General features: G+C 69.7%; 17 protein-coding genes. 9 read left to right on the top strand and 8 right to left on the bottom strand.

Features of this window, described 5'->3' with window-relative positions; translation table 11 throughout:
- Positions 1 to 2: 2 nt before the first annotated feature.
- From CLM62_RS27145 to CLM62_RS27130, 4 genes are all read right to left on the bottom strand, one after another.
- Positions 3 to 326 carry a non-heme iron oxygenase ferredoxin subunit gene (locus CLM62_RS27145; RefSeq protein WP_095752540.1) on the bottom strand — a complete coding sequence of 108 codons (324 nt, stop codon included), beginning with the start codon at positions 324 to 326 and terminating at the stop codon, positions 3 to 5.
- Entirely contained in the window at positions 326 to 1,507 is a 1,182-nt protein-coding gene (gene sufD / locus CLM62_RS27140; protein ID WP_095752539.1) for a Fe-S cluster assembly protein SufD, read from the bottom strand. The genes CLM62_RS27145 and sufD overlap by 1 nt, the downstream gene beginning before the upstream one ends.
- A gap of 62 nt (positions 1,508 to 1,569) precedes the next feature.
- Positions 1,570 to 2,991, bottom strand: coding sequence for a Fe-S cluster assembly protein SufB (sufB, locus tag CLM62_RS27135; RefSeq protein ID WP_095752538.1), 1,422 nt, complete (start codon positions 2,989 to 2,991; stop codon positions 1,570 to 1,572).
- Positions 2,988 to 3,719 carry a metalloregulator ArsR/SmtB family transcription factor gene (locus CLM62_RS27130; protein WP_095752537.1) on the bottom strand — a complete coding sequence of 244 codons (732 nt, stop codon included), beginning with the start codon at positions 3,717 to 3,719 and terminating at the stop codon, positions 2,988 to 2,990. Before CLM62_RS27130 ends, sufB begins: the two co-directional genes overlap by 4 nt.
- Positions 3,720 to 3,880: 161 nt before the next feature.
- Between CLM62_RS27130 and CLM62_RS27125 the strand changes: the two genes are divergently transcribed.
- Genes CLM62_RS27125 through CLM62_RS27110 form a run of 4 tightly spaced genes read left to right on the top strand, consistent with a single transcriptional unit; the run spans position 3,881 to position 7,504 of the window.
- Positions 3,881 to 4,705, top strand: a complete 825-nt coding sequence (locus CLM62_RS27125) for an AAC(3) family N-acetyltransferase (RefSeq protein WP_107483825.1) — start codon at positions 3,881 to 3,883, stop codon at positions 4,703 to 4,705.
- A 31-nt stretch (positions 4,706 to 4,736) separates the two neighbouring features.
- Positions 4,737 to 5,660: an ABC transporter ATP-binding protein gene (locus CLM62_RS27120; protein ID WP_095752536.1), complete on the top strand. Its 924-nt coding sequence runs from the start codon at positions 4,737 to 4,739 to the stop codon at positions 5,658 to 5,660.
- 17 nt (positions 5,661 to 5,677) lie between these two features.
- Positions 5,678 to 6,433: an ABC transporter permease gene (locus CLM62_RS27115; protein ID WP_095752556.1), complete on the top strand. Its 756-nt coding sequence runs from the start codon at positions 5,678 to 5,680 to the stop codon at positions 6,431 to 6,433.
- A 57-nt stretch (positions 6,434 to 6,490) separates the two neighbouring features.
- Positions 6,491 to 7,504, top strand: a complete 1,014-nt coding sequence (locus CLM62_RS27110) for a heme A synthase (protein ID WP_095752535.1) — start codon at positions 6,491 to 6,493, stop codon at positions 7,502 to 7,504.
- 48 nt (positions 7,505 to 7,552) lie between these two features.
- On the opposite strand, the gene CLM62_RS27105 is transcribed toward CLM62_RS27110, so the two are convergent.
- From CLM62_RS27105 to CLM62_RS27095, 3 genes are all read right to left on the bottom strand, one after another.
- The gene (locus CLM62_RS27105; protein WP_095752534.1) at positions 7,553 to 8,659 is read right to left on the bottom strand and encodes an amidohydrolase family protein; all 1,107 of its coding nucleotides are present in this window, start codon (positions 8,657 to 8,659) and stop codon (positions 7,553 to 7,555) included.
- Positions 8,660 to 8,746: 87 nt separating this feature from the next.
- Positions 8,747 to 9,079: a hypothetical protein gene (locus tag CLM62_RS27100; protein ID WP_095752533.1), complete on the bottom strand. Its 333-nt coding sequence runs from the start codon at positions 9,077 to 9,079 to the stop codon at positions 8,747 to 8,749.
- 98 nt (positions 9,080 to 9,177) lie between these two features.
- Complete coding sequence (locus CLM62_RS27095; protein ID WP_095752532.1) at positions 9,178 to 10,131, bottom strand: heme o synthase; 954 nt, start codon at positions 10,129 to 10,131, stop codon at positions 9,178 to 9,180.
- 352 nt (positions 10,132 to 10,483) lie between these two features.
- Here CLM62_RS27095 and tkt point away from each other — a divergent pair, with 352 nt between their 5' ends.
- From tkt to pgl, 5 genes are read left to right on the top strand one after another with little or no spacing between them, the layout of a single operon-like run.
- Positions 10,484 to 12,571, top strand: coding sequence for a transketolase (gene tkt / locus CLM62_RS27090; protein ID WP_095752531.1), 2,088 nt, complete (start codon positions 10,484 to 10,486; stop codon positions 12,569 to 12,571).
- Positions 12,572 to 12,605: 34 nt separating this feature from the next.
- Entirely contained in the window at positions 12,606 to 13,724 is a 1,119-nt protein-coding gene (tal, locus tag CLM62_RS27085) for a transaldolase (protein ID WP_095752530.1), read from the top strand.
- 4 nt (positions 13,725 to 13,728) lie between these two features.
- Positions 13,729 to 15,267 carry a glucose-6-phosphate dehydrogenase gene (zwf, locus tag CLM62_RS27080; RefSeq protein ID WP_095752529.1) on the top strand — a complete coding sequence of 513 codons (1,539 nt, stop codon included), beginning with the start codon at positions 13,729 to 13,731 and terminating at the stop codon, positions 15,265 to 15,267.
- A complete protein-coding gene (gene opcA, locus CLM62_RS27075) occupies positions 15,264 to 16,352 on the top strand; it encodes a glucose-6-phosphate dehydrogenase assembly protein OpcA (RefSeq protein WP_095752528.1) in 1,089 nt (362 codons plus the stop codon). Before zwf ends, opcA begins: the two co-directional genes overlap by 4 nt.
- Positions 16,349 to 17,131 carry a 6-phosphogluconolactonase gene (gene pgl / locus CLM62_RS27070; protein ID WP_095752527.1) on the top strand — a complete coding sequence of 261 codons (783 nt, stop codon included), beginning with the start codon at positions 16,349 to 16,351 and terminating at the stop codon, positions 17,129 to 17,131. Before opcA ends, pgl begins: the two co-directional genes overlap by 4 nt.
- 65 nt (positions 17,132 to 17,196) lie before the next feature.
- Here the strand turns inward: pgl and pgi are convergent, their stop codons facing one another.
- Positions 17,197 to 18,852 (bottom strand): glucose-6-phosphate isomerase, encoded by a 1,656-nt coding sequence (pgi, locus tag CLM62_RS27065; protein ID WP_095752526.1) that lies wholly within the window; start codon positions 18,850 to 18,852, stop codon positions 17,197 to 17,199.
- Between the last annotated feature and the right edge of the window lie 6 nt (positions 18,853 to 18,858).

Genomic DNA, 18,858 nt, shown 5'->3' with positions numbered 1-18,858 from the left:
CCTCAGGACTCCTGGGTGAGGGAGACGAGCACGTCGTCCCCTTCGATCTTTACGGGGTATACGGGGACGGGGCGCGTCGCGGGTAGGCCGGACGGCTTGCCGGTGCGGAGGTCGAAGCTGGAGCCGTGCAGCCAGCACTCGATCTGGCAGTCCTCCACCTCGCCCTCGGAGAGCGAGACGTTCGCGTGGGAGCAGATGTCGTAGATGGCGAACACCTCCCCCTCGGTACGGACGACCGAGACCGGCGTGCCGTCGAGTTCCACCCTCTTCGGGGTGTCCTCCTCCAGCTCGCTCAGGCCGCAGGCGCGTACGAAGGTGGTGGCCATCAGACCGACGCCTCCAGCTCCTCGTCGATCTTCACGAGCAGGCGCTCTTCGATGTCGTCGACACCGATCTGCTGGACGAGTTCGGCGAAGAAGCCGCGGACCACCAGGCGACGGGCCTCGTCGGCCGGGATGCCGCGGGCCATCAGGTAGAAGAGCTGCTCGTCGTCGAAGCGGCCGGTCGCGGAGGCGTGTCCCGCCCCGACGATCTCGCCGGTCTCGATCTCGAGGTTCGGTACGGAGTCCACGCGCGCCCCGTCCGTCAGGACCAGGTTGCGGTTCATCTCGTACGTGTCCGTGCCCTCGGCCTTGGCCTCGATCAACACGTCGCCGATCCACACGGCGTGCGCGTCGTCGCCCTGCAGCGCGCCCTTGTAGGCGACGTTGGACTTGCAGTGCGGGGTGTTGTGGTCGACCAGGAGGCGGTGCTCCTGGTGCTGACCGGCGTCGGTGAAGTACAGGCCGAAGAGCTCGGCCTCGCCACCGGTGCCCGCGTACGACACGCGCGGGTGCAGTCGTACGAGGTCGCCACCGAAGGTGACCACGACCGACTTGAACGAGGCGTCCCGGCCGACGAGGGCGTTGTGCTGGGCCACGTGTACGGCCTTCTCGTCCCAGTCCTGGACGGACACGACGGTCAGCTTGGCGCCGTCGCCCAGGATGTAGTCGACGCCCGCGGCGAGCACCCCGTCACCGGTGTGGTCGATGACGACGACGGCCTCGGCGAAGGCTCCAAGATCGATGACCTGGTGAGCGTACGCAATCCCGCCCTCGCCGTGCACGGCGATCCGGATCGGCTCGGTGAGCACCGTCTCCTTGGGGACGGTGACCACGCCGGCCTTCTCGAACGCCGAGTACGCCTGGGCGGCCACGCGGTCCACCGGAATGCCCGCCTTGCCGAGCCGGGCGTCGTCACGGCCGACGGTCTCGACGGTGACACCCTCGGGGGCCTGGACGTCGACCTTCACGCCGTCGCCGGTGGCGACGGCGGTGCCGTCGTGCAGCCCGCGCAGGCGCTCCAGCGGGGTGAACCGCCACTCCTCCTCGCGGCCGTGCGGGACCGGGAAGTCCGCCACGTCGAAGGACGGGGGCGCGCTCATGCGCGTGGCGACGGTCGACTCGGCGGCCACCGCGATCTGGCCGGCGGTGGTGGATCCCACCGGAATGTTCTGAGCCTCAGCCATGGCTGTCGTTGTGCTCTCTTTCCTACGTCTAGAAATCGGGAGGCCGCTTCCGAAGGCGGGACTTAACCGACCGCGCCTTCCATCTGCAGCTCGATCAGCCGGTTGAGCTCGAGGGCGTACTCCATGGGCAGCTCCTTCGCGATGGGCTCGACGAAGCCGCGCACGATCATCGCCATCGCCTCGAACTCGCTCAGACCGCGGCTCATCAGGTAGAAGAGCTGGTCCTCGGAGACCTTGGAGACAGTGGCCTCGTGGCCCATGGAGACGTCGTCCTCCCGGACGTCCACGTACGGGTACGTGTCCGAGCGGGAGATGGTGTCGACGAGCAGCGCGTCGCACAGCACGTTCGACTTCGAGCCGTGGGCGCCCTCGCCGATCTCCACCAGACCACGGTAGGAGGTACGGCCGCCACCGCGGGCGACGGACTTCGACACGATGTTGGACGACGTGTTCGGCGCCATGTGGACCATCTTGGAGCCGGCGTCCTGGTGCTGCCCCTCGCCCGCGAAGGCGATGGACAGGGTCTCGCCCTTGGCGTGCTCGCCCATCAGGTAGACGGCCGGGTACTTCATCGTCACCTTGGAGCCGATGTTGCCGTCGATCCACTCCATGGTCGCGCCCTCGTAGGCGACGGCGCGCTTGGTGACCAGGTTGTAGACGTTGTTCGACCAGTTCTGGATGGTCGTGTAGCGGCAGCGGGCGTTCTTCTTGACGATGATCTCGACCACGGCGCTGTGCAGCGAGTCCGACTTGTAGATCGGCGCGGTGCAGCCCTCGACGTAGTGCACGTAGGCACCCTCGTCGACGATGATCAGGGTCCGCTCGAACTGGCCCATGTTCTCCGTGTTGATACGGAAGTAGGCCTGGAGCGGGATCTCCACGTGCACGCCCTTCGGCACGTAGATGAAGGAGCCGCCCGACCACACGGCGGTGTTCAGCGACGCGAACTTGTTGTCACCGACCGGGATGACGGTCCCGAAGTACTCCTTGAAGAGCTCCGGGTGCTCCTTCAGGGCCGTGTCGGTGTCGAGGAAGATGACGCCCTGCTCCTCCAGGTCCTCGCGGATCTGGTGGTAGACGACCTCGGACTCGTACTGGGCCGCGACACCGGCGACGAGGCGCTGCTTCTCCGCCTCCGGGATGCCGAGCTTGTCGTACGTGTTCTTGATGTCCTCGGGCAGGTCCTCCCAGGACTCCGCCTGCTTCTCCGTGGAACGTACGAAGTACTTGATGTTGTCGAAGTCGATACCCGACAGGTCCGAGCCCCAGTTCGGCATGGGCTTCTTGTCGAACAGGCGCAGGCCCTTGAGCCGGAGCTTGGTCATCCACTCCGGCTCGTTCTTCTTCGCGGAGATGTCGCGGACGACAGCCTCGCTCAGACCGCGCTTGGCAGAGGCACCGGCTTCGTCGGAGTCGGCCCAGCCGTATTCGTACTTGCCCAGGCCCTCGAGCTCAGGGTGGGCAGTCTCCGTGGGGAGAGTCATGCGGGGTTCCTCCCGGCCGTGCTTGCAGATGCGTGATGAGTGGTTTGGGAAATCTTTGGGATGAACGTCGTGCAGACGCCGTCGCCGTGCGCGATGGTCGCCAGTCGCTGGACGTGCGTGCCGAGCAGCTGGGAGAAGATCTCGGTCTCCGCCTCGCAGAGCTGCGGGAACTTTTCCGCGACGTGGGCCACCGGGCAGTGGTGCTGGCAGAGCTGCTCGCCGACCGGTGCGCTACGCGCCGTAGCAGCGTACCCGTCCGCGCTCAGGGCCTTGGCCAGGGCTTCGGTCCGCTGCTCGGGCGGGGCCGCCTCGATCGCCGCGCGGTACGCGGCTGCCTGCTCGGCGATCCTCGCGCGCGCGAAGGCGATCACGGCCTCGTCCCCGCCGAACCGCTCCTGGATCCAGCGCAGGGCGTCCGCGGCGAGCTGGTCGTACGACTGGTCGAAGGCGTCGCGGCCACAGTCGGTGAGTGCGAAGACCTTGGCCGGGCGGCCACGGGTCCGCGCTCCGTAGACCCGCTGTTCGCGCGCCTCTACGACATCGTCGGCGACCAGTGCGTCCAGGTGCCGCCGTACGGCCGCCTGGGTGAGCCCCAGTCGCTCGGCCAGCGCCGCGACGGTCGACGGCCCGTGGTCCAGGATGGACCGCGCGACCCGGTTGCGCGTGGAGCGCTCACCGGTCGCGAGTTCCTCCTGCGGAGACTCAGTCGAACGCACGACGTTTTTCACAACGCCATTGTTGCGTAATTCCTCAGGGGCGGGCAAGCGGCGTCCGGGCGGGTGGATGGTGCCCTGCGTCACTTAGGTTTACCTAATCTGACCTGCGAGAACGATCTCCGATCGATCAAATGGGTGGCGTCGGCGGACGGCTTCCGGGACACTCCACAACCATGCCCACACCGCCTCCCACCGGCCCTCTTGTCACCCGGGACGCCCTCACAACCGAGCTGCGCGAGCTGGGCGTCCGAGCCGGCGAGACCCTCCTCGTCCACTCCTCGCTCAGCTCGCTCGGCTGGGTCTGCGGAGGCGCCGTGGCGGTCGTGCAAGGACTGCTCGACGCGCTCGGCCGGAAGGGCACCCTGGTGGTCCCCACCCAGTCCGGCGACCTCTCGAACCCGGCCGTGTGGGGCAATCCGCCGGTGCCCGAGGAGTGGTGGGAGACGATTCGGGCCACCATGCCCGCCTACGACCCACTGGTGACGCCTTCGCGCGGGGTCGGCGTGATCCCGGAAACCGTGCGCACGTGGCCGGGCGCCCTGCGCAGCGCCCACCCGCAGACGTCCTTCGCCGCTGTCGGTCCGCGCGCGGCGGAGGTGACCGGCGGGCACGCGCCCGACTGCCGGCTGGGCGAACGCAGCCCACTGGCCCGGCTGGAGGCCCTCGGCGCCCGGGTGCTGATGCTGGGCGCGGGCTACGACGCGTGCACCAGCTTTCACCTGGCTGAATACCGCATACCCTCGCCGCTCGTGAAGGTGGGCCGGCCGGGGCCCGCGGGCTGGGACGTGGTGACCGAGGTGTCCATCTCCTCGGAGCGGTTCGACGAACTGGGCCACGACTTCGAGCGGGACCGTCCCGTCGACCGCCCTGTCGTACGGGGCAAGGTGGGCGCGGCCGACGTACGGCTGTTTCCCGTCGCGGACGCCGTGGCGTACGCGGAACGGTGGCTGGCGGTGCACCGGCCCCGTGAGGAGGAGTTCCTGCACCCGCCCGTCTGAGGCACACTCCGCGTACCTAGACTCTGGACCCATGCGAAGTGAGCCCGTGGTCCAGGTCCAGGCCCTGGTGAAGCGGTACGGCACAAAGACCGCGGTGGATGGCCTCGACCTGGTGGCCCGGGCGGGTGTGACCGCCGTACTCGGTCCCAACGGGGCGGGCAAGACGACCACGGTCGAGACCTGCGAGGGGTACCGGAAGCCGGACTCCGGCACGGTGCGCGTCCTGGGCCTCGACCCGGTGAGACAGGCCCGTGAGCTGCACCCCAGGATCGGCGTGATGCTGCAGTCCGGGGGCGTCTACTCGGGCGCGCGAGCGGACGAGATGCTGCGCCATGTCGCCAGGTTGCACGCCGATCCGCTCGACGTCGACGCGCTCATCGAGCGCCTGGGGCTGGGCAGTTGCGGCCGGACCACGTACCGGCGGCTGTCGGGCGGCCAGCAGCAGCGGCTCGCGCTGGCGATGGCCGTGGTGGGCCGCCCGGAGCTGGTGTTCCTGGACGAGCCGACCGCAGGGCTCGACCCGCAGGCCCGCCGCGCCACCTGGGACCTGGTCCGCGACCTGCGCACCGACGGCGTCTCCGTGATCCTCACGACGCACTACATGGACGAGGCCGAGCAACTCGCCGACGACGTCGCGATCATCGACGCCGGCCGGGTCATAGCCCAGGGCACCCCGGAGGAGCTGTGCCGAGGCGGCGCCGAGAACACGCTCCGCTTCAGCGGCCGCCCGGGCCTGGACGTCGGCTCCCTGCTGAAGGCGCTCCCCGCGGACTGCACGGCCGCGGAGCTGACGCCGGGCTCATACCGGGTCGTCGGCAAGGTCGACCCGCAGCTGCTCGCGACGGTCACGTCCTGGTGCGCGCAGCACGGCGTGATGCCGGAGAGGATCTCGGTCGAACGGCACACCCTCGAAGACGTGTTTCTGGAGCTCACCGGCAAGGAGCTGCGCTCGTGACCACCGTCGGCACCGGCATGTACACCCCGAAGCCGGGGGCCGCGCCCCTCCCCCGCATGATCGCGGCCCAGGCCGCCCTCGAGACGAAGATGCTGCTGCGCAACGGCGAGCAGCTGCTGTTGACGGTGGTCATCCCCACGCTGCTCCTTGTCCTCTTCAGCTCCGTAGACATCGTCGACACCGGGTCCGGCGAGGCGGTGGACTTCCTCACGCCCGGCGTCCTCGCGCTGGCCGTGATGTCGACCGCGTTCACGGGCCAGGCCATCGCGACGGGATTCGAACGCCGGTACGGCGTCCTGAAGCGCCTCGCCTCCTCCCCGCTCCCCCGCTGGGGCCTGATGACCGCGAAGACGCTGTCCGTGCTGGTCACGGAGGTCCTCCAGATCGTCCTGCTGACGGCGATCGCCTTCGCGCTGGGCTGGTCGCCGCACGGCAACCCCTTCGCCGTACTGCTCCTGCTGATCCTCGGGACGGCCGCCTTCTCGGGGCTCGGCCTGCTGATGGCGGGCACGCTGAAGGCGGAGGCCACGCTGGCCGCGGCGAACCTGGTCTTCCTGCTGCTGCTCGTCGGTGGCGGGGTGATCGTGCCGCTGGACAAGTTCCCGGCCGCTGCGCAGGACGTCCTCGGGCTGCTGCCGATCTCCGCGCTGTCGGACGGGCTGCGGGACGTGCTGCAGCACGGCGCCGGCATGCCCTGGGGTGACCTGGGGATTCTCGCCGTCTGGGCGGTCGTGGGTCTGGCGGTCGCCGGGAAGTTCTTCCGCTGGGAGTAGAAGGGGGTGGGCGCCGTGACGGACCCTCGTGAAAGCGTGCACAAGCGGCCCCCTACGATGGAACGCGTGCCAAAACTGACCCGCGCCGACGCCGTGGCTGCCCTCCGCAACCCGCTCGCCTTCATCGCCGAACGCTGGACCCCGACCCCCAGGACGGTACAGCGCGCGGCCCTCACCGCGCTCGTGATGTCGGTGGTCATCGTGGTCACCGGCGGTGCGGTGCGGCTGACCGGTTCCGGGCTCGGCTGCCCGACCTGGCCCAAGTGCACTGACGACTCGCTGACCGCCACCAGCGCGATGGGCTTCCACGGAGCCATCGAGTTCGGCAACCGCATGCTCACCTACGTGCTGTGCGCCGCGGTCGGCTGGGCGATCATCGCCGCGCGCTCCGAGAAGCCGTACCGGCGCAGCCTGACCCGGCTGGGCTGGGCGCAGTTCTGGATCGTGATGAGCAACGCGGTCCTCGGCGGCATCGTCGTGCTCGTCGGTCTCAACCCGTACACGGTCGCGGCCCACTTCGTGGCCACGTCGGCCCTGATCGCGGTCGCCGCGGTGATGTGGCAGCGCACCCGGGAGGGTGACACGGCGCCGCGCCCGCTGGTCGGCAAGGCCGTGCAGCAGCTGGTGTGGTTCCTGGTCGGGGCCTCGGTCCTGCTGATCCTGGTCGGCACGGTGGTGACCGGCGCGGGCCCGCACGCGGGCGACTCCAGCGAGGTCGAGCGGATGCCGCTCGACTGGGAGACGGTCAGCAAGGTGCACGCGGTGCTGGCCTGGATCGTGGTGTCGCTGACGTTCGCCCTGTGGTTCGTCCTGAAGGCGGTCGACGCGCCCAAGGGACCGGTGCGCCGGACGCGGGAGTTGTTCCTGATCCTGCTATGTCAGGGTTTGATCGGTTATGTCCAGTACTTTACGGACCTTCCCGAGGCGCTGGTCGGCCTGCACATGTTCGGTTCCGCCGTGATGTGGATCTGGGTGCTGCGGGTGCTGCTGTCGCTGCGTGAACGCCCCGACGCGGACCCGGAGATTCCGGCTCCCGCCCACCGCGACCGGCTGGAGCCCGCTTCGAACTGACGGGAGCGTGCCCCGCGCGAGGCGGGGCACCCGTCCGGTCCGTACGCCTCACCCCAGCCCATACACCCGCCGCGCGTTCCCCGCCGCGATCAGCCCCGCCACCCGCTGCGCGTCCGCCAGCGACCACGCCCCCTCGGTGACCCAGGTGCCCAGCACCCGCCCGAGGGCCTCGCGGAACAGGCGCGCGCCTACGACGTGCAGTTCCGGCAGGCCCTGGGCCCCGCTGGAGAAGAGGATCTTGCCGAAGGGGGCCAACTCCAGGATCTCCGCCAGTACGGTGGCCGCCCTCGCCCCCGTGCGGACCAGGGCGGCGCCGGAGTCGGCGTACACGTGCGGGAAGACTCCGGCGAGGTGAGCGGCGTGCCGGTGGTAGGGGTAGCTGTGCAGCAGGACCAGGTCGGTACCGAGGCCGGCCGTCGCCCGTACGAAATCCGTCAGCAGGACCGGGTCGGTGCGGTCGATGCGCAGGCCCGGCTCTCCGAGCCCCGCGTGCAGTTGCAGGGGCAACCCCGAGGCGACGGCGATCCACAGCAGGTGCCGTAGCAGCACCGGGTCGCTCAGCTCCCCGCCGACCCGGCGCCCCGCCAGCCAGCGGCCCACCGCGCCCCGTACCTCTCCCGGCCCCGGCGGCTCGGGCGCGAGCGCCAGTCCGTGCCGTACGCCCGCCACGGAGGTGAAGGCCACGGCGTTCGCGGCGGCGCCGTGCACCGATTCGGCGAGGTTGGCGAGGAAGGACTCGACCGTGCCGGAAGTGTCGGCGACCTGTTCGGCGAGGAGTTCCAGCCGCACGATCTCGCGGGCCTCGGCGACCGCGGCGGAGGCCATCTCGGCGGGGCCGGTCAGGTCGCCCGGCAGCCCGGTGTCCACCAGGTAGGTGGTGATGCCGCTGCCTCGCAGCAGCCTGCGGCCCGCCTCCAGAACGCCCAGTTCCCGGCGCCGGGCGAGATAGCGGGCCGGCGCGCAGTGCGGTTCCAGGCCGAGCAGCGGGGGGCACCAGCGTCGTACGGCGAACCCGGTCTGGGTGTCGAAGAGCGTCGTCCCCGGGGCGGGCGGGCCCTCGGTGCGGGCCAGCTGGGCCTCGAAGGTGCCGAGGCCCAGCTCCGTTCTCAGTACGCCGTGGCAGTACTGGTCCACGAGGGACGGCGTTTCGATCATCCGGACTCCCCGTCGCTTGGACCACGTCGTTCAACAGGTCCTAACGGGTGAACGGGGTGTCAGGTCGCGGCCCTCGCCGGGCGTTGTTCAGCCGTTGGATGGGCCGCCGATCTGGATGCCCGCCATGCGTGTCCATTCGTAGGGCCCCGTCCTCACCTTCGCCGCGAGCTCGCCGTCGAAGTCCTCGTGGACCGTGATGCCGGACTTGGCCACGGCCTTCTCGGCGAGCTCGTACGAGGGGGCCACCAGGTCACCCCAGGTGCCGTCCCCGCCGACGAGCACGATCCGGGCGCCGCGCTGCCCGAGGTACGCGATCTGGCCCTCGGCTCCACCGTGCGCCTTGGAGAAGGTGCTGATCTGCCGGGCGAGGCGGGTCGCCTTGCGCTCTGCCTTCGGGTCCACCTGCTGCGTGTCTGCCATGGTCAGGATGCTACCGACGGGTAGATCGAACCGCGACGGGCGGGGTGAGTGGCCTTGACCACGCACCCCGCCCGCGAGCGAAGAGCGACGTTGAGGAGCTAACGGAGGAACGGGTCCACCGCGACCGCCAGGAAGAGGATCGACACATAGGTGATGGACCAGTGGAACAGCCGCATCTCCTTCAGCTTGGCGCCGGTGACCTCGGCCCTCGCCCGGTTCTGCAGTCCGTGTGCCTCCCACAGCCAGAAGCCGCCGGCCAGCAGCGCCACCGCCGTGTAGAACCAGCCCGTGTAGCCGAGCGGGGTCAGCAGCAGCGAGACCGCCACCATCACCCAGCTGTAGATCACGATCTGCTTGGCGACGACCTTGTTGGAGGCGACGACCGGCAGCATCGGCACGCCCACGCGCGCGTAGTCCTCCCTCACCTTCATGGACAGCGGCCAGTAGTGCGGCGGCGTCCAGAAGAACATGACGAGGAAGAGGACGACGGGCGCCCACGACATGGAGTTCGTGACGGCGGACCAGCCGATGAGCACCGGCAGACAGCCGGCGATGCCGCCCCACACGATGTTCTGCGACGTACGGCGTTTGAGGAGCATCGTGTAGACGACGACGTAGAAGAGGAGTGCGCCGAGTGACAGCCAGGCGGAGAGCCAGTTGACGGTCAGGCCGAACAACAGGGTGGAGACGACCGCCAGGCTGATGCCGAAGACGAGGCACTCGCGCGGGCTGACCATGCCGGTCACCAGGGGACGCTGCGAGGTGCGGTCCATGAGGGCGTCGATGTCGCGGTCGATGTACATGTTCAGCGCGTTGGCGCCGCCCGCCGAGAGGTAGCCGCCGATACAGGTGAGCAGTACCAGCCTCAGGTCCGGCACGCCCTGCTCGGCGAGGAACATCACCGGCACGGTCGTGATCAGCAGCAGCTCGATGATCCGAGGCTTGGTCAGTGCCACGAACGCTTTGACACGGGCCCCGAACGGCCGGTGACTCGGGCTCTGGCTCGCACCGAGCACCCCCGCTGGACGGGATTCGACGGCCGTCACGCACACCCCTACAGAGACATCCCAGCAAGCCTCACCCGTGTGAAGTCCCGGTAAAGGCTCGCGCGTACCACGCCACTGTAGACGTTGCCCATATCCCGACATTCGCGGGGGTGGGGTCGTGTTGGGCAGCGCCTCGGAAGAGCCCGTCACCCCACTATTGAGTACTCGGACGAGCGGCTCCGTATTCAGTTGCCGAATACGATCCGGCGCAGTCCGGGAGGCGGATCCACGCAGGGCCCGGCAGTCTGGAACGACTCGAAGACGCACGTACTTGCGGGGGTAGGCTCGACCACGGCCGGGGCACTCACTGCACCGGCATTCGATATGCGTGACATGTGGAGAGGAGCCCTGACCCAGGGTGAGCACCAAGCCGACCACCACAGACCTCGAGTGGACCGAGTTGGACCAGCGGGCCGTCGACACCGCCCGCGTCCTGGCCGCCGACGCCGTACAGAAGGTCGGCAACGGCCATCCGGGTACGGCGATGAGCCTGGCACCTGCCGCCTACACCCTCTTCCAGAAGGTGATGCGGCACGACCCCGCGGACGCCGACTGGGTGGGCCGCGACCGTTTCGTGCTGTCCGCCGGACACTCTTCCCTGACGCTCTACACCCAGCTGTACCTGGCCGGCTTCGGCCTGGAGCTGGACGACCTGAAGGCGTTCCGCACCTGGGGTTCGAAGACCCCCGGCCACCCCGAGTACGGCCACACCACGGGCGTGGAGACGACGACCGGCCCGCTGGGCCAGGGTGTCGCCAACGCGGTGGGCATGGCGATGGCGGCCCGCTACGAGCGCGGCCTGTTCGACCCTCAGGCTCCTGAGGGCACCTCCCCCTTCGACCACTTCGTCTACGTCATCGCCGGTGACGGCTGTCTGCAGGAGGGCATCTCCGCGGAGGCGTCCTCGCTCGCGGGCCACCAGAAGCTGGGCAACCTGATCCTGCTGTGGGACGACAACCACATCTCGATCGAGGGCGACACGGAGACGGCCGTCTCCGAGGACACGGCTCTGCGGTACGAGGCGTACGGCTGGCACGTGCAGCGCGTCGAGCCGCAGGCCAACGGCGACCTCGACCCGCAGGCCATCTACGCGGCGATCGAGGCCGCGAAGCAGGTCACGGACAAGCCGTCGTTCATCGCGATGCGCTCGATCATCGCCTGGCCCGCCCCGAACGCCCAGAACACCGAGGCCGCGCACGGCTCGGCGCTCGGCGACGACGAGGTCGCGGCCACCAAGCGCGTCCTGGGCTTCGACCCGGAGCAGAGCTTCGAGGTGGCCGACGAGGTGCTCGCGCACACCCGGGCGCTGGGTGAGCGGGGCCGTCAGGCCAAGGCCGTGTGGGAGAAGTCGTTCCAGGAGTGGCGCAACAACAACCCTGAGCGCGCCGCCGAGTTCGACCGCATCGCCGCGGGCGAGCTGCCCACGGGCTGGGAGGAGAAGATCCCGGTCTTCGAGGCGGGCAAGGGTGTCGCCACCCGCGCCGCGTCCGGCAAGGTGCTCCAGGCGCTGGGTGCGGTCATCCCGGAGCTGTGGGGCGGCTCGGCCGACCTGGCCGGCTCCAACAACACCACGATCGACAAGACGTCGTCGTTCCTGCCGGCGGACAACCCGCTGCCCGAGGCCGACCCCTACGGCCGGACGATCCACTTCGGCATCCGCGAGCACTCCATGGCCGCGGAGATGAACGGCATCGCCCTGCACGGCAACACCCGGATCTACGGCGGCACCTTCCTCGTCTTCTCCGACTACATGCGCAACGCCGTACGGCTGTCGGCCCTGATGCACCTGCCGGTGACGTACGTGTGGACGCACGACTCCATCGGCCTGGGCGAGGACGGCCCCACCCACCAGCCCGTCGAGCACCTGGCCTCCCTGCGCGCGATCCCGGGTCTGAACGTGGTGCGCCCGGCGGACGCCAACGAGACCGCGATCGCCTGGCGCGAGATCCTCAAGCGCTACACGAAGGTATTCGGCAAGGGCGCCCCGCACGGCCTCGCGCTGACCCGTCAGGGCGTGCCGACGTACGAGCCCAACGAGGATGCCGCGCGCGGCGGTTACGTCCTGTTCGAGGCCTCCACCGGGACGCCGGAAGCGATCCTCATCGCCACCGGTTCCGAGGTGCACGTCGCCGTCGAGGCACGCGAGCAGCTGGAAGCCGCGGGTGTGCCGACGCGGGTCGTGTCGATGCCGTCCGTCGAGTGGTTCGAGGAGCAGGACCAGGGGTACCGGGACAGCGTCCTGCCGCCCGCGGTGAAGGCGCGTGTCGCGGTGGAGGCCGGTATCGGGCTCACCTGGCACAAGTACGTGGGGGACGCCGGCCGCATCGTTTCCCTGGAGCACTTCGGTGCTTCGGCCGACGGCAAGGTCCTCTTCCGCGAGTTCGGCTTCACTGCGGAGAACGTCGCTGCCGCAGCCCGGGAATCGATCGCCGCAGCCCAGCGCTGACGCTCATATACGACACGTAGGAGATGCAATTTCCATGACAGACGCACTGAAGCGCCTCTCCGAGGAAGGCGTCGCGATCTGGCTGGACGACCTGTCGCGCCAGCGGATCACGTCCGGCAACCTGGCCGAGCTGATCGACCAGCAGCACGTCGTGGGCGTCACCACCAACCCGTCGATCTTCCAGAAGGCGATCTCCAGCGGTGAGGGCTACGAGCAGCAGCTCTCCGACCTCGCCGCCCGCAAGGTCACCGTCGAAGAGGCCATCCGCATGATCACCACGGCGGACGTCCGCGACGCCGCCGACATCCTGCGCCCGGTCTTCGACGCCACCGGCGGCCAGGACGGCCGCGTGTCGATCGAGGTCGACCCGCGCCTGGCGCACAACACCAAGGCGACCGTCGCCGAGGCCAAGCAGCTGGCCTGGCTGGTGGACCGCCCCAACACCCTGATCAAGATCCCGGCCACCAAGGCGGGTCTTCCGGCGATCACCGAGACCATCGGCCTGGGCATCAGCGTCAACGTCACGCTGATCTTCTCGCTGGAGCGCTACCGCGAGGTCATGGACGCCTACCTCGCCGGCCTGGAGAAGGCCACGGCGAGGGGCCTGGACCTGTCGAAGATCCACTCCGTGGCGTCCTTCTTCGTGTCCCGCGTGGACACCGAGATCGACAAGCGGATCGACGCGCTCGGCACGGACGAGGCCAAGGCCGCCCGCGGCAAGGCCGCCGTCGCCAACGCGCGCCTCGCCTACCAGGCGTACGAGGAGGTCTTCTCGACTCAGCGCTGGAGCAAGCTGGAGAACGCCGGCGCGAACAAGCAGCGTCCGCTGTGGGCGTCGACCGGCGTGAAGGACAAGGCGTACAAGGACACCCTGTACGTCGACGAGCTGGTGGCGCCGAACACGGTCAACACCATGCCGGAGGCGACTCTGTTCGCCACCGAGGAACACGGCGAGATCACCGGCAACACCATCGCCGGGACGTACGAGCAGGCCCGTGCCGACCTCGACGCGGTCGAGAAGCTGGGCATCGCCTACGACGACGTGGTCCAGCTCCTGGAGGACGAGGGCGTCGAGAAGTTCGAGACGTCCTGGATCGACCTGCTCAAGTCGACCGAGGCGGAGCTCCAGCGCCTCGCCCCCTCGGAGGGCTGAGACCTTGGCGCCTTCTCCCGGTTCCGGAGCGAACCCGCTTCGTGACCCCGCCGACCGACGGCTCCCGCGTATCGCGGGGCCGTCGGGCCTGGTCATCTTCGGCGTCACAGGCGATTTGTCACGAAAGAAGCTCATGCCCGCCGTGTACGACCTTGCGAACCGGGGTCTGCTGCCGCCGGGTTTCTCGCTGGTCGGCTTCGCGCGGCGCGAGTGGCAGCACGAGGACTTCGCGCAGGAGGTCCATGACGCCGTCAAGGAGCACGCCCGTACGCCGTTCCGTGAGGAGGTCTGGCAGCAGCTCATCCAGGGGATGCGCTTCGTCCAGGGCACCTTCGACGACGACGAGGCCTTCGAGCGGCTGCGCGGCACGATCGAGGAGCTCGACAAGGCGCAGGGCACGGGCGGCAACTTCGCCTTCTACCTTTCCGTGCCGCCGGGCGCCTTCCCGGTGGTCATCCAGCAGCTGAAGAAACACGGCCTGGCCGACCAGTCGAGCGGTTCCTGGCGGCGGGCGGTCATCGAGAAGCCCTTCGGCCACGACCTGAAGTCGGCCGAGGAGCTCAACTCGACGGTCGAGGAGGTCTTCGCCCCGGACCAGGTCTTCCGCATCGACCACTACCTGGGCAAGGAGACCGTCCAGAACATCCTGGCGCTGCGCTTCGCCAACACGATGTTCGAGCCGATCTGGAACCGGTCCTTCGTGGACCATGTGCAGATCACCATGGCCGAGGACATCGGCATCGGCGGCCGGGCCGGCTACTACGACGGCATCGGCGCCGCCCGTGACGTCATCCAGAACCACCTCCTCCAGCTCCTGGCCCTCACCGCCATGGAGGAGCCCGCATCCTTCGACGCGGACGCGCTGGCCGCCGAGAAGACCAAGGTGCTCGGCGCGGTGAAGCTGCCGAAGGACCTGGGCCAGAGCACCGTCCGCGGGCAGTACGCGGCCGGCTGGCAGGGCGGCGCGAAGGTCATCGGCTACCTCCAGGAAGACGGCATCGACGCCCAGTCGAAGACCGACACCTACGCGGCGATCAAGCTGGAGATCGACAACCGGCGCTGGGCCGGGGTCCCCTTCTACCTGCGGACGGGCAAGCGCCTCGGCCGCCGCGTCACCGAGATCGCGGTCGTCTTCCAGCGGGCGCCGCACTCCCCCTTCGACACGACGGCCACCGAGGAGCTGGGCCAGAACGCGATCGTCATCCGCGTCCAGCCCGACGAGGGCGTCACGGTCCGCTTCGGCTCCAAGGTGCCGGGCACCTCGATGGAGATCCGGGACGTGTCCATGGACTTCGCGTACGGCGAGTCCTTCACGGAGTCGAGCCCGGAGGCGTACGAGCGCCTGATCCTCGACGTGCTGCTCGGCGACTCGAACCTCTTCCCGCGCACAGAGGAGGTCGAGCTGTCCTGGGAGATCCTCGATCCGATCGAGGAGTACTGGGACCGGCACGGCAAGCCCGCCCAGTACCCGGCCGGTACGTGGGGGCCCGTCGAGGCGGACGAAATGCTCGAGCGAGACGGACGGAGCTGGCGCCGGCCATGAAGATAGACCTCACGGACACCACGGCCAGCAAGATCAACAAGGCGCTGGTGCAGGGCCGCCGGGCCATCGGCACCCCCGCCGTCGGCATGGTGCTCACGCTGGTCATCGTCACGGACGAGGAGAACGCGTACGACGCCCTGAAGGCGGCGAACGACGCGTCGCACGAGCACCCCTCGCGCACGCTCGTCGTCATCAAGCGCGTCTCGCGTTCGCCCCGCGACCGTACGCAGTCCCGGCTGGACGCCGAGGTGCGGGTCGGCGCGGACGCGGGCACCGGCGAGACGGTCGTCCTGCGTCTGTACGGCGAGGTCGTGAACCACGCCCAGTCCGTGGTCCTGCCACTGCTGCTGCCGGACGCCCCGGTGGTGGTCTGGTGGCCGGTGAACGCGCCACTGGACCCGGCGAACGACCCGCTGGGAGCGCTGGCCCAGCGCCGGGTGACCGACACCTACGCCTCCGAGCAGCCGGTACGGGAGCTCGCCGCCCGCGCCGACACCTACACGCCCGGCGACACCGACCTCTCCTGGACCCGGATCACGCCCTGGCGTTCGATGCTGGCGGCGGCCCTCGATCAGGTCACCTGCGAGGTCGAGGCCGTCGAGGTGGAGGGCGAGGAGTTCAACCCGAGCTGCGAGCTGCTGGCGATGTGGCTCGCGGACCGGTTGGACGTGCCGGTGAAGCGCTCGCTGTCGTCGGGCCCCGGCCTGACGGCGGTCCGTCTGGACACCGACTGCGGGCCGATCACGCTGGACCGCGGGGACGGCACGCTGGCGACCCTGTCCATCCAGGGCCAGCCGAAACGCGCGGTGGCGCTCAAGCGCCGGGAGACGGCCGAGCTGATCGCGGAGGAGCTGCGGCGGCTGGACCCGGACGACACGTACGCGTCGGCGCTGCGCTTCGGGGTGGACCGGCTGAACTCCTCGAACGGCAGGGCCGCCGCCGATGGCCCGGCCGACGTCCCGGCCGACGAGCCGCCGGCCAAAGGAGACGCGGTCGCGGTCCGGGCTCCCGTCGAAACCGCTGCGAAAGCACCCGCGAAAGAGGCGGCGGCGCCGGCACCGGTGAGGAAGGCGGCGGCGAAGTGAGTACTCCGCAACTGGTCGTGCACCGCGACAAGGAGCTGATGGCTCAAGCCGCGGCGGCCCGCCTGATCACGAAGATCGTGGACGCGCAGGCCTCGCGCGGCTCGGCGTCCGTGGTCCTCACGGGCGGCCGCAACGGCAACGGGCTGCTGGCCGCCCTGGCCGCCGCCCCCGCCAGGGACGCCATCGACTGGGGCCGTCTCGACCTGTGGTGGGGCGACGAGCGGTTCCTGCCGGAGGGCGACCCGGAACGCAATGTCACGCAGGCCCGCGAGGCCCTGCTGGACTCGGTGCCCCTGGACCCGAAGCGCGTGCACGCCATGCCCGCGTCGGACGGACCGTACGGCGCCGACGCGGACGCGGCGGCCGCGGGTTACGCGGAGGAGCTGGCTCGTGCGGCCGGCCCCGAGAACCATGGCGCGGTGCCCACCTTCGACGTCCTGATGCTGGGCGTCGGCCCGGACACCCATGTGGCGTCCCTGTTCCCGGAACTCCCCGCGGTACGGGAGACCGAGCGCACGGTCGTCGGCGTCCACGGCGCCCCGAAGCCCCCGCCGACCCGGGTGACCCTCACCCTCCCGGCGATCCGCGCCGCCCGCGAGGTGTGGCTCCTGGCGGCCGGCGAGGACAAGGCGAAGGCCGCGGCGATCGCCCTGTCCGGCGCGGGCGAGATCCAGGCCCCGGCGGCGGGAGCGCAGGGCCGTTCCCGGACGCTGTGGCTCCTGGACGCGGCGGCCGCCTCTCAGCTGCCGAGGTCGCTGTACCCGCCTGCGTCGGCCTGACGGGCTGACGGGAAACCCCAGGGGAAGCGGGCGGCCGCGTGCCGCCCGCTTCTCGCATTCCGGGGTCACTGCCGGCCGCGCAGCTCCCGGTACGTGGCGACCAGGGCCTTGGTCGAGGCGTCCAGGCCCGGCACTTCAGTCCCCTCGGTCAGCGCGGGCTCAACGCGCTTGGCGAGGACCTTGCCGAGCTCGACGCCCCACTGGTCGAAGGAGTCGATGTTCCAGATCGCGCCCTGGACGAACACCTTGTGTTCGTAGAGGGCGATGAGCTGGCCGAGGACCGACGGGGTCAGTTCGCGGGCGAGGATCGTGGTGGTCGGGTGGTTGCCCTTGAACGTCTTGTGCGGCACCAGTTCCTCGGGCACGCCCTCGGCCCGCACCTCGTCCGGCGTCTTGCCGAAGGCCAGCGCCTGCGTCTGGGCGAAGAAGTTCGCCATCAGCAGGTCGTGCTGGGCTACCAGGCCCGGCTGCAGGTCGGCGACCGGCTCGGCGAAGCCGATGAAGTCCGCCGGGATCAGCTTGGTGCCCTGGTGGATGAGCTGGTAGTAGGCGTGCTGCCCGTTGGTGCCCGGCGTGCCCCACACCACCGGACCGGTCTGCCAGCCGACCTCCTGCCCGTCCCGGCCGACGTACTTGCCGTTGGACTCCATGTCCAGCTGCTGCAGGTAGGCGGTGAACTTGGACAGGTAGTGGCTGTACGGCAGCACCGCATGCGACTGGGCGTCGTGGAAGTTGCCGTACCAGACACCCAACAGGCCCAGCAGCAAAGGCAGGTTGGACTCGGCGGGCGCGGTGCGGAAGTGCTCGTCGACGAGGCGGAAGCCGTCGAGCATCTCCCGGAAGCGGTCCGGGCCGATGGCGATCATCAGGGACAGGCCGATCGCCGAGTCGTACGAGTAGCGCCCTCCGACCCAGTCCCAGAACTCGAACATGTTCGCCGTGTCGATGCCGAACTCGGAGACCTTCTCGGCGTTTGTCGACAGGGCGACGAAGTGCTTCGCGACGGCTTCCTGACCGGCTTTCAGCTCGGTGAGCAGCCAGTTGCGGGCCGAAGTCGCGTTCGTGATCGTCTCGATCGTGGTGAAGGTCTTGGAGGCGATGACGAACAGGGTCTCCGCCGCGTCCAGGTCGCGGATGGCCTCATGCAGGTCGGCGCCGTCCACGTTCGACACGAAGCGGACCGTGAGGTCGCGGTCGGTGTACGCGCGCAGCGCCTCGTACGCCATCGCGGGACCCAGGTCGGAGCCGCCGATACCGACGTTGATCACGTTCTTGATGGGCTTGCCGGTGTGGCCGGTCCAGGCGCCGGAGCGGACGCGCTCGGCGAAGTCGGCCATCTTGTCGAGGACGGCGTGCACCGCCGGGACGACGTTCTCCCCGTCGACCTCGATCACCGCATCGCGCGTCGCCCGCAGCGCGGTGTGCAGCACGGCCCGGTCCTCGGTCGTGTTGATCTTCTCGCCGCGGAACATGGCGTCCCTGAGGCCGAAGACGTCGGTCGCGGCGGCCAGCTCGCGCAGCAGCCGCAGCGTCTCGTCGGTGACGAGGTGTTTGGAGTAGTCGACGTGCAGGTCACCGACCTGCAGGGTGTAGCCGGTGCCGCGGCCCGGGTCGGCGGCGAACAGCTCGCGCAGCCGCACCTCGCCGAGCTCCTCGCGGTGCTTGGCCAGAGCGGTCCACTCGGGCCTCTGGTTGAGCCGGTTACGGCCGTCTGCGTTCATGTCGGA

Origin of the sequence: Streptomyces sp. SA15, assembly GCF_002291145.1 — a bacterium.
In the GTDB taxonomy this organism is placed as follows: domain Bacteria; phylum Actinomycetota; class Actinomycetes; order Streptomycetales; family Streptomycetaceae; genus Streptomyces.
This window is presented reverse-complemented; position numbering and strand designations above follow the sequence as displayed.

What these genes read in the sequence shown, in the direction of transcription:
- CLM62_RS27145 (WP_095752540.1), bottom strand. Translation starts at nt 326, where the DNA reads ATGGCCACCACCTTCGTACGCGCCTGCGGCCTGAGCGAGCTGGAGGAG.
- sufD (WP_095752539.1), bottom strand. Translation starts at nt 1,507, where the DNA reads ATGGCTGAGGCTCAGAACATTCCGGTGGGATCCACCACCGCCGGCCAG.
- sufB (WP_095752538.1), bottom strand. Translation starts at nt 2,991, where the DNA reads ATGACTCTCCCCACGGAGACTGCCCACCCTGAGCTCGAGGGCCTGGGC.
- CLM62_RS27125 (WP_107483825.1), top strand. Translation starts at nt 3,881, where the DNA reads ATGCCCACACCGCCTCCCACCGGCCCTCTTGTCACCCGGGACGCCCTC.
- CLM62_RS27120 (WP_095752536.1), top strand. Translation starts at nt 4,737, where the DNA reads ATGCGAAGTGAGCCCGTGGTCCAGGTCCAGGCCCTGGTGAAGCGGTAC.
- CLM62_RS27115 (WP_095752556.1), top strand. Translation starts at nt 5,678, where the DNA reads ATGTACACCCCGAAGCCGGGGGCCGCGCCCCTCCCCCGCATGATCGCG.
- CLM62_RS27110 (WP_095752535.1), top strand. Translation starts at nt 6,491, where the DNA reads ATGGAACGCGTGCCAAAACTGACCCGCGCCGACGCCGTGGCTGCCCTC.
- CLM62_RS27105 (WP_095752534.1), bottom strand. Translation starts at nt 8,659, where the DNA reads ATGATCGAAACGCCGTCCCTCGTGGACCAGTACTGCCACGGCGTACTG.
- CLM62_RS27100 (WP_095752533.1), bottom strand. Translation starts at nt 9,079, where the DNA reads ATGGCAGACACGCAGCAGGTGGACCCGAAGGCAGAGCGCAAGGCGACC.
- tal (WP_095752530.1), top strand. Translation starts at nt 12,606, where the DNA reads ATGACAGACGCACTGAAGCGCCTCTCCGAGGAAGGCGTCGCGATCTGG.
- opcA (WP_095752528.1), top strand. Translation starts at nt 15,264, where the DNA reads ATGAAGATAGACCTCACGGACACCACGGCCAGCAAGATCAACAAGGCG.
- pgi (WP_095752526.1), bottom strand. Translation starts at nt 18,852, where the DNA reads ATGAACGCAGACGGCCGTAACCGGCTCAACCAGAGGCCCGAGTGGACC.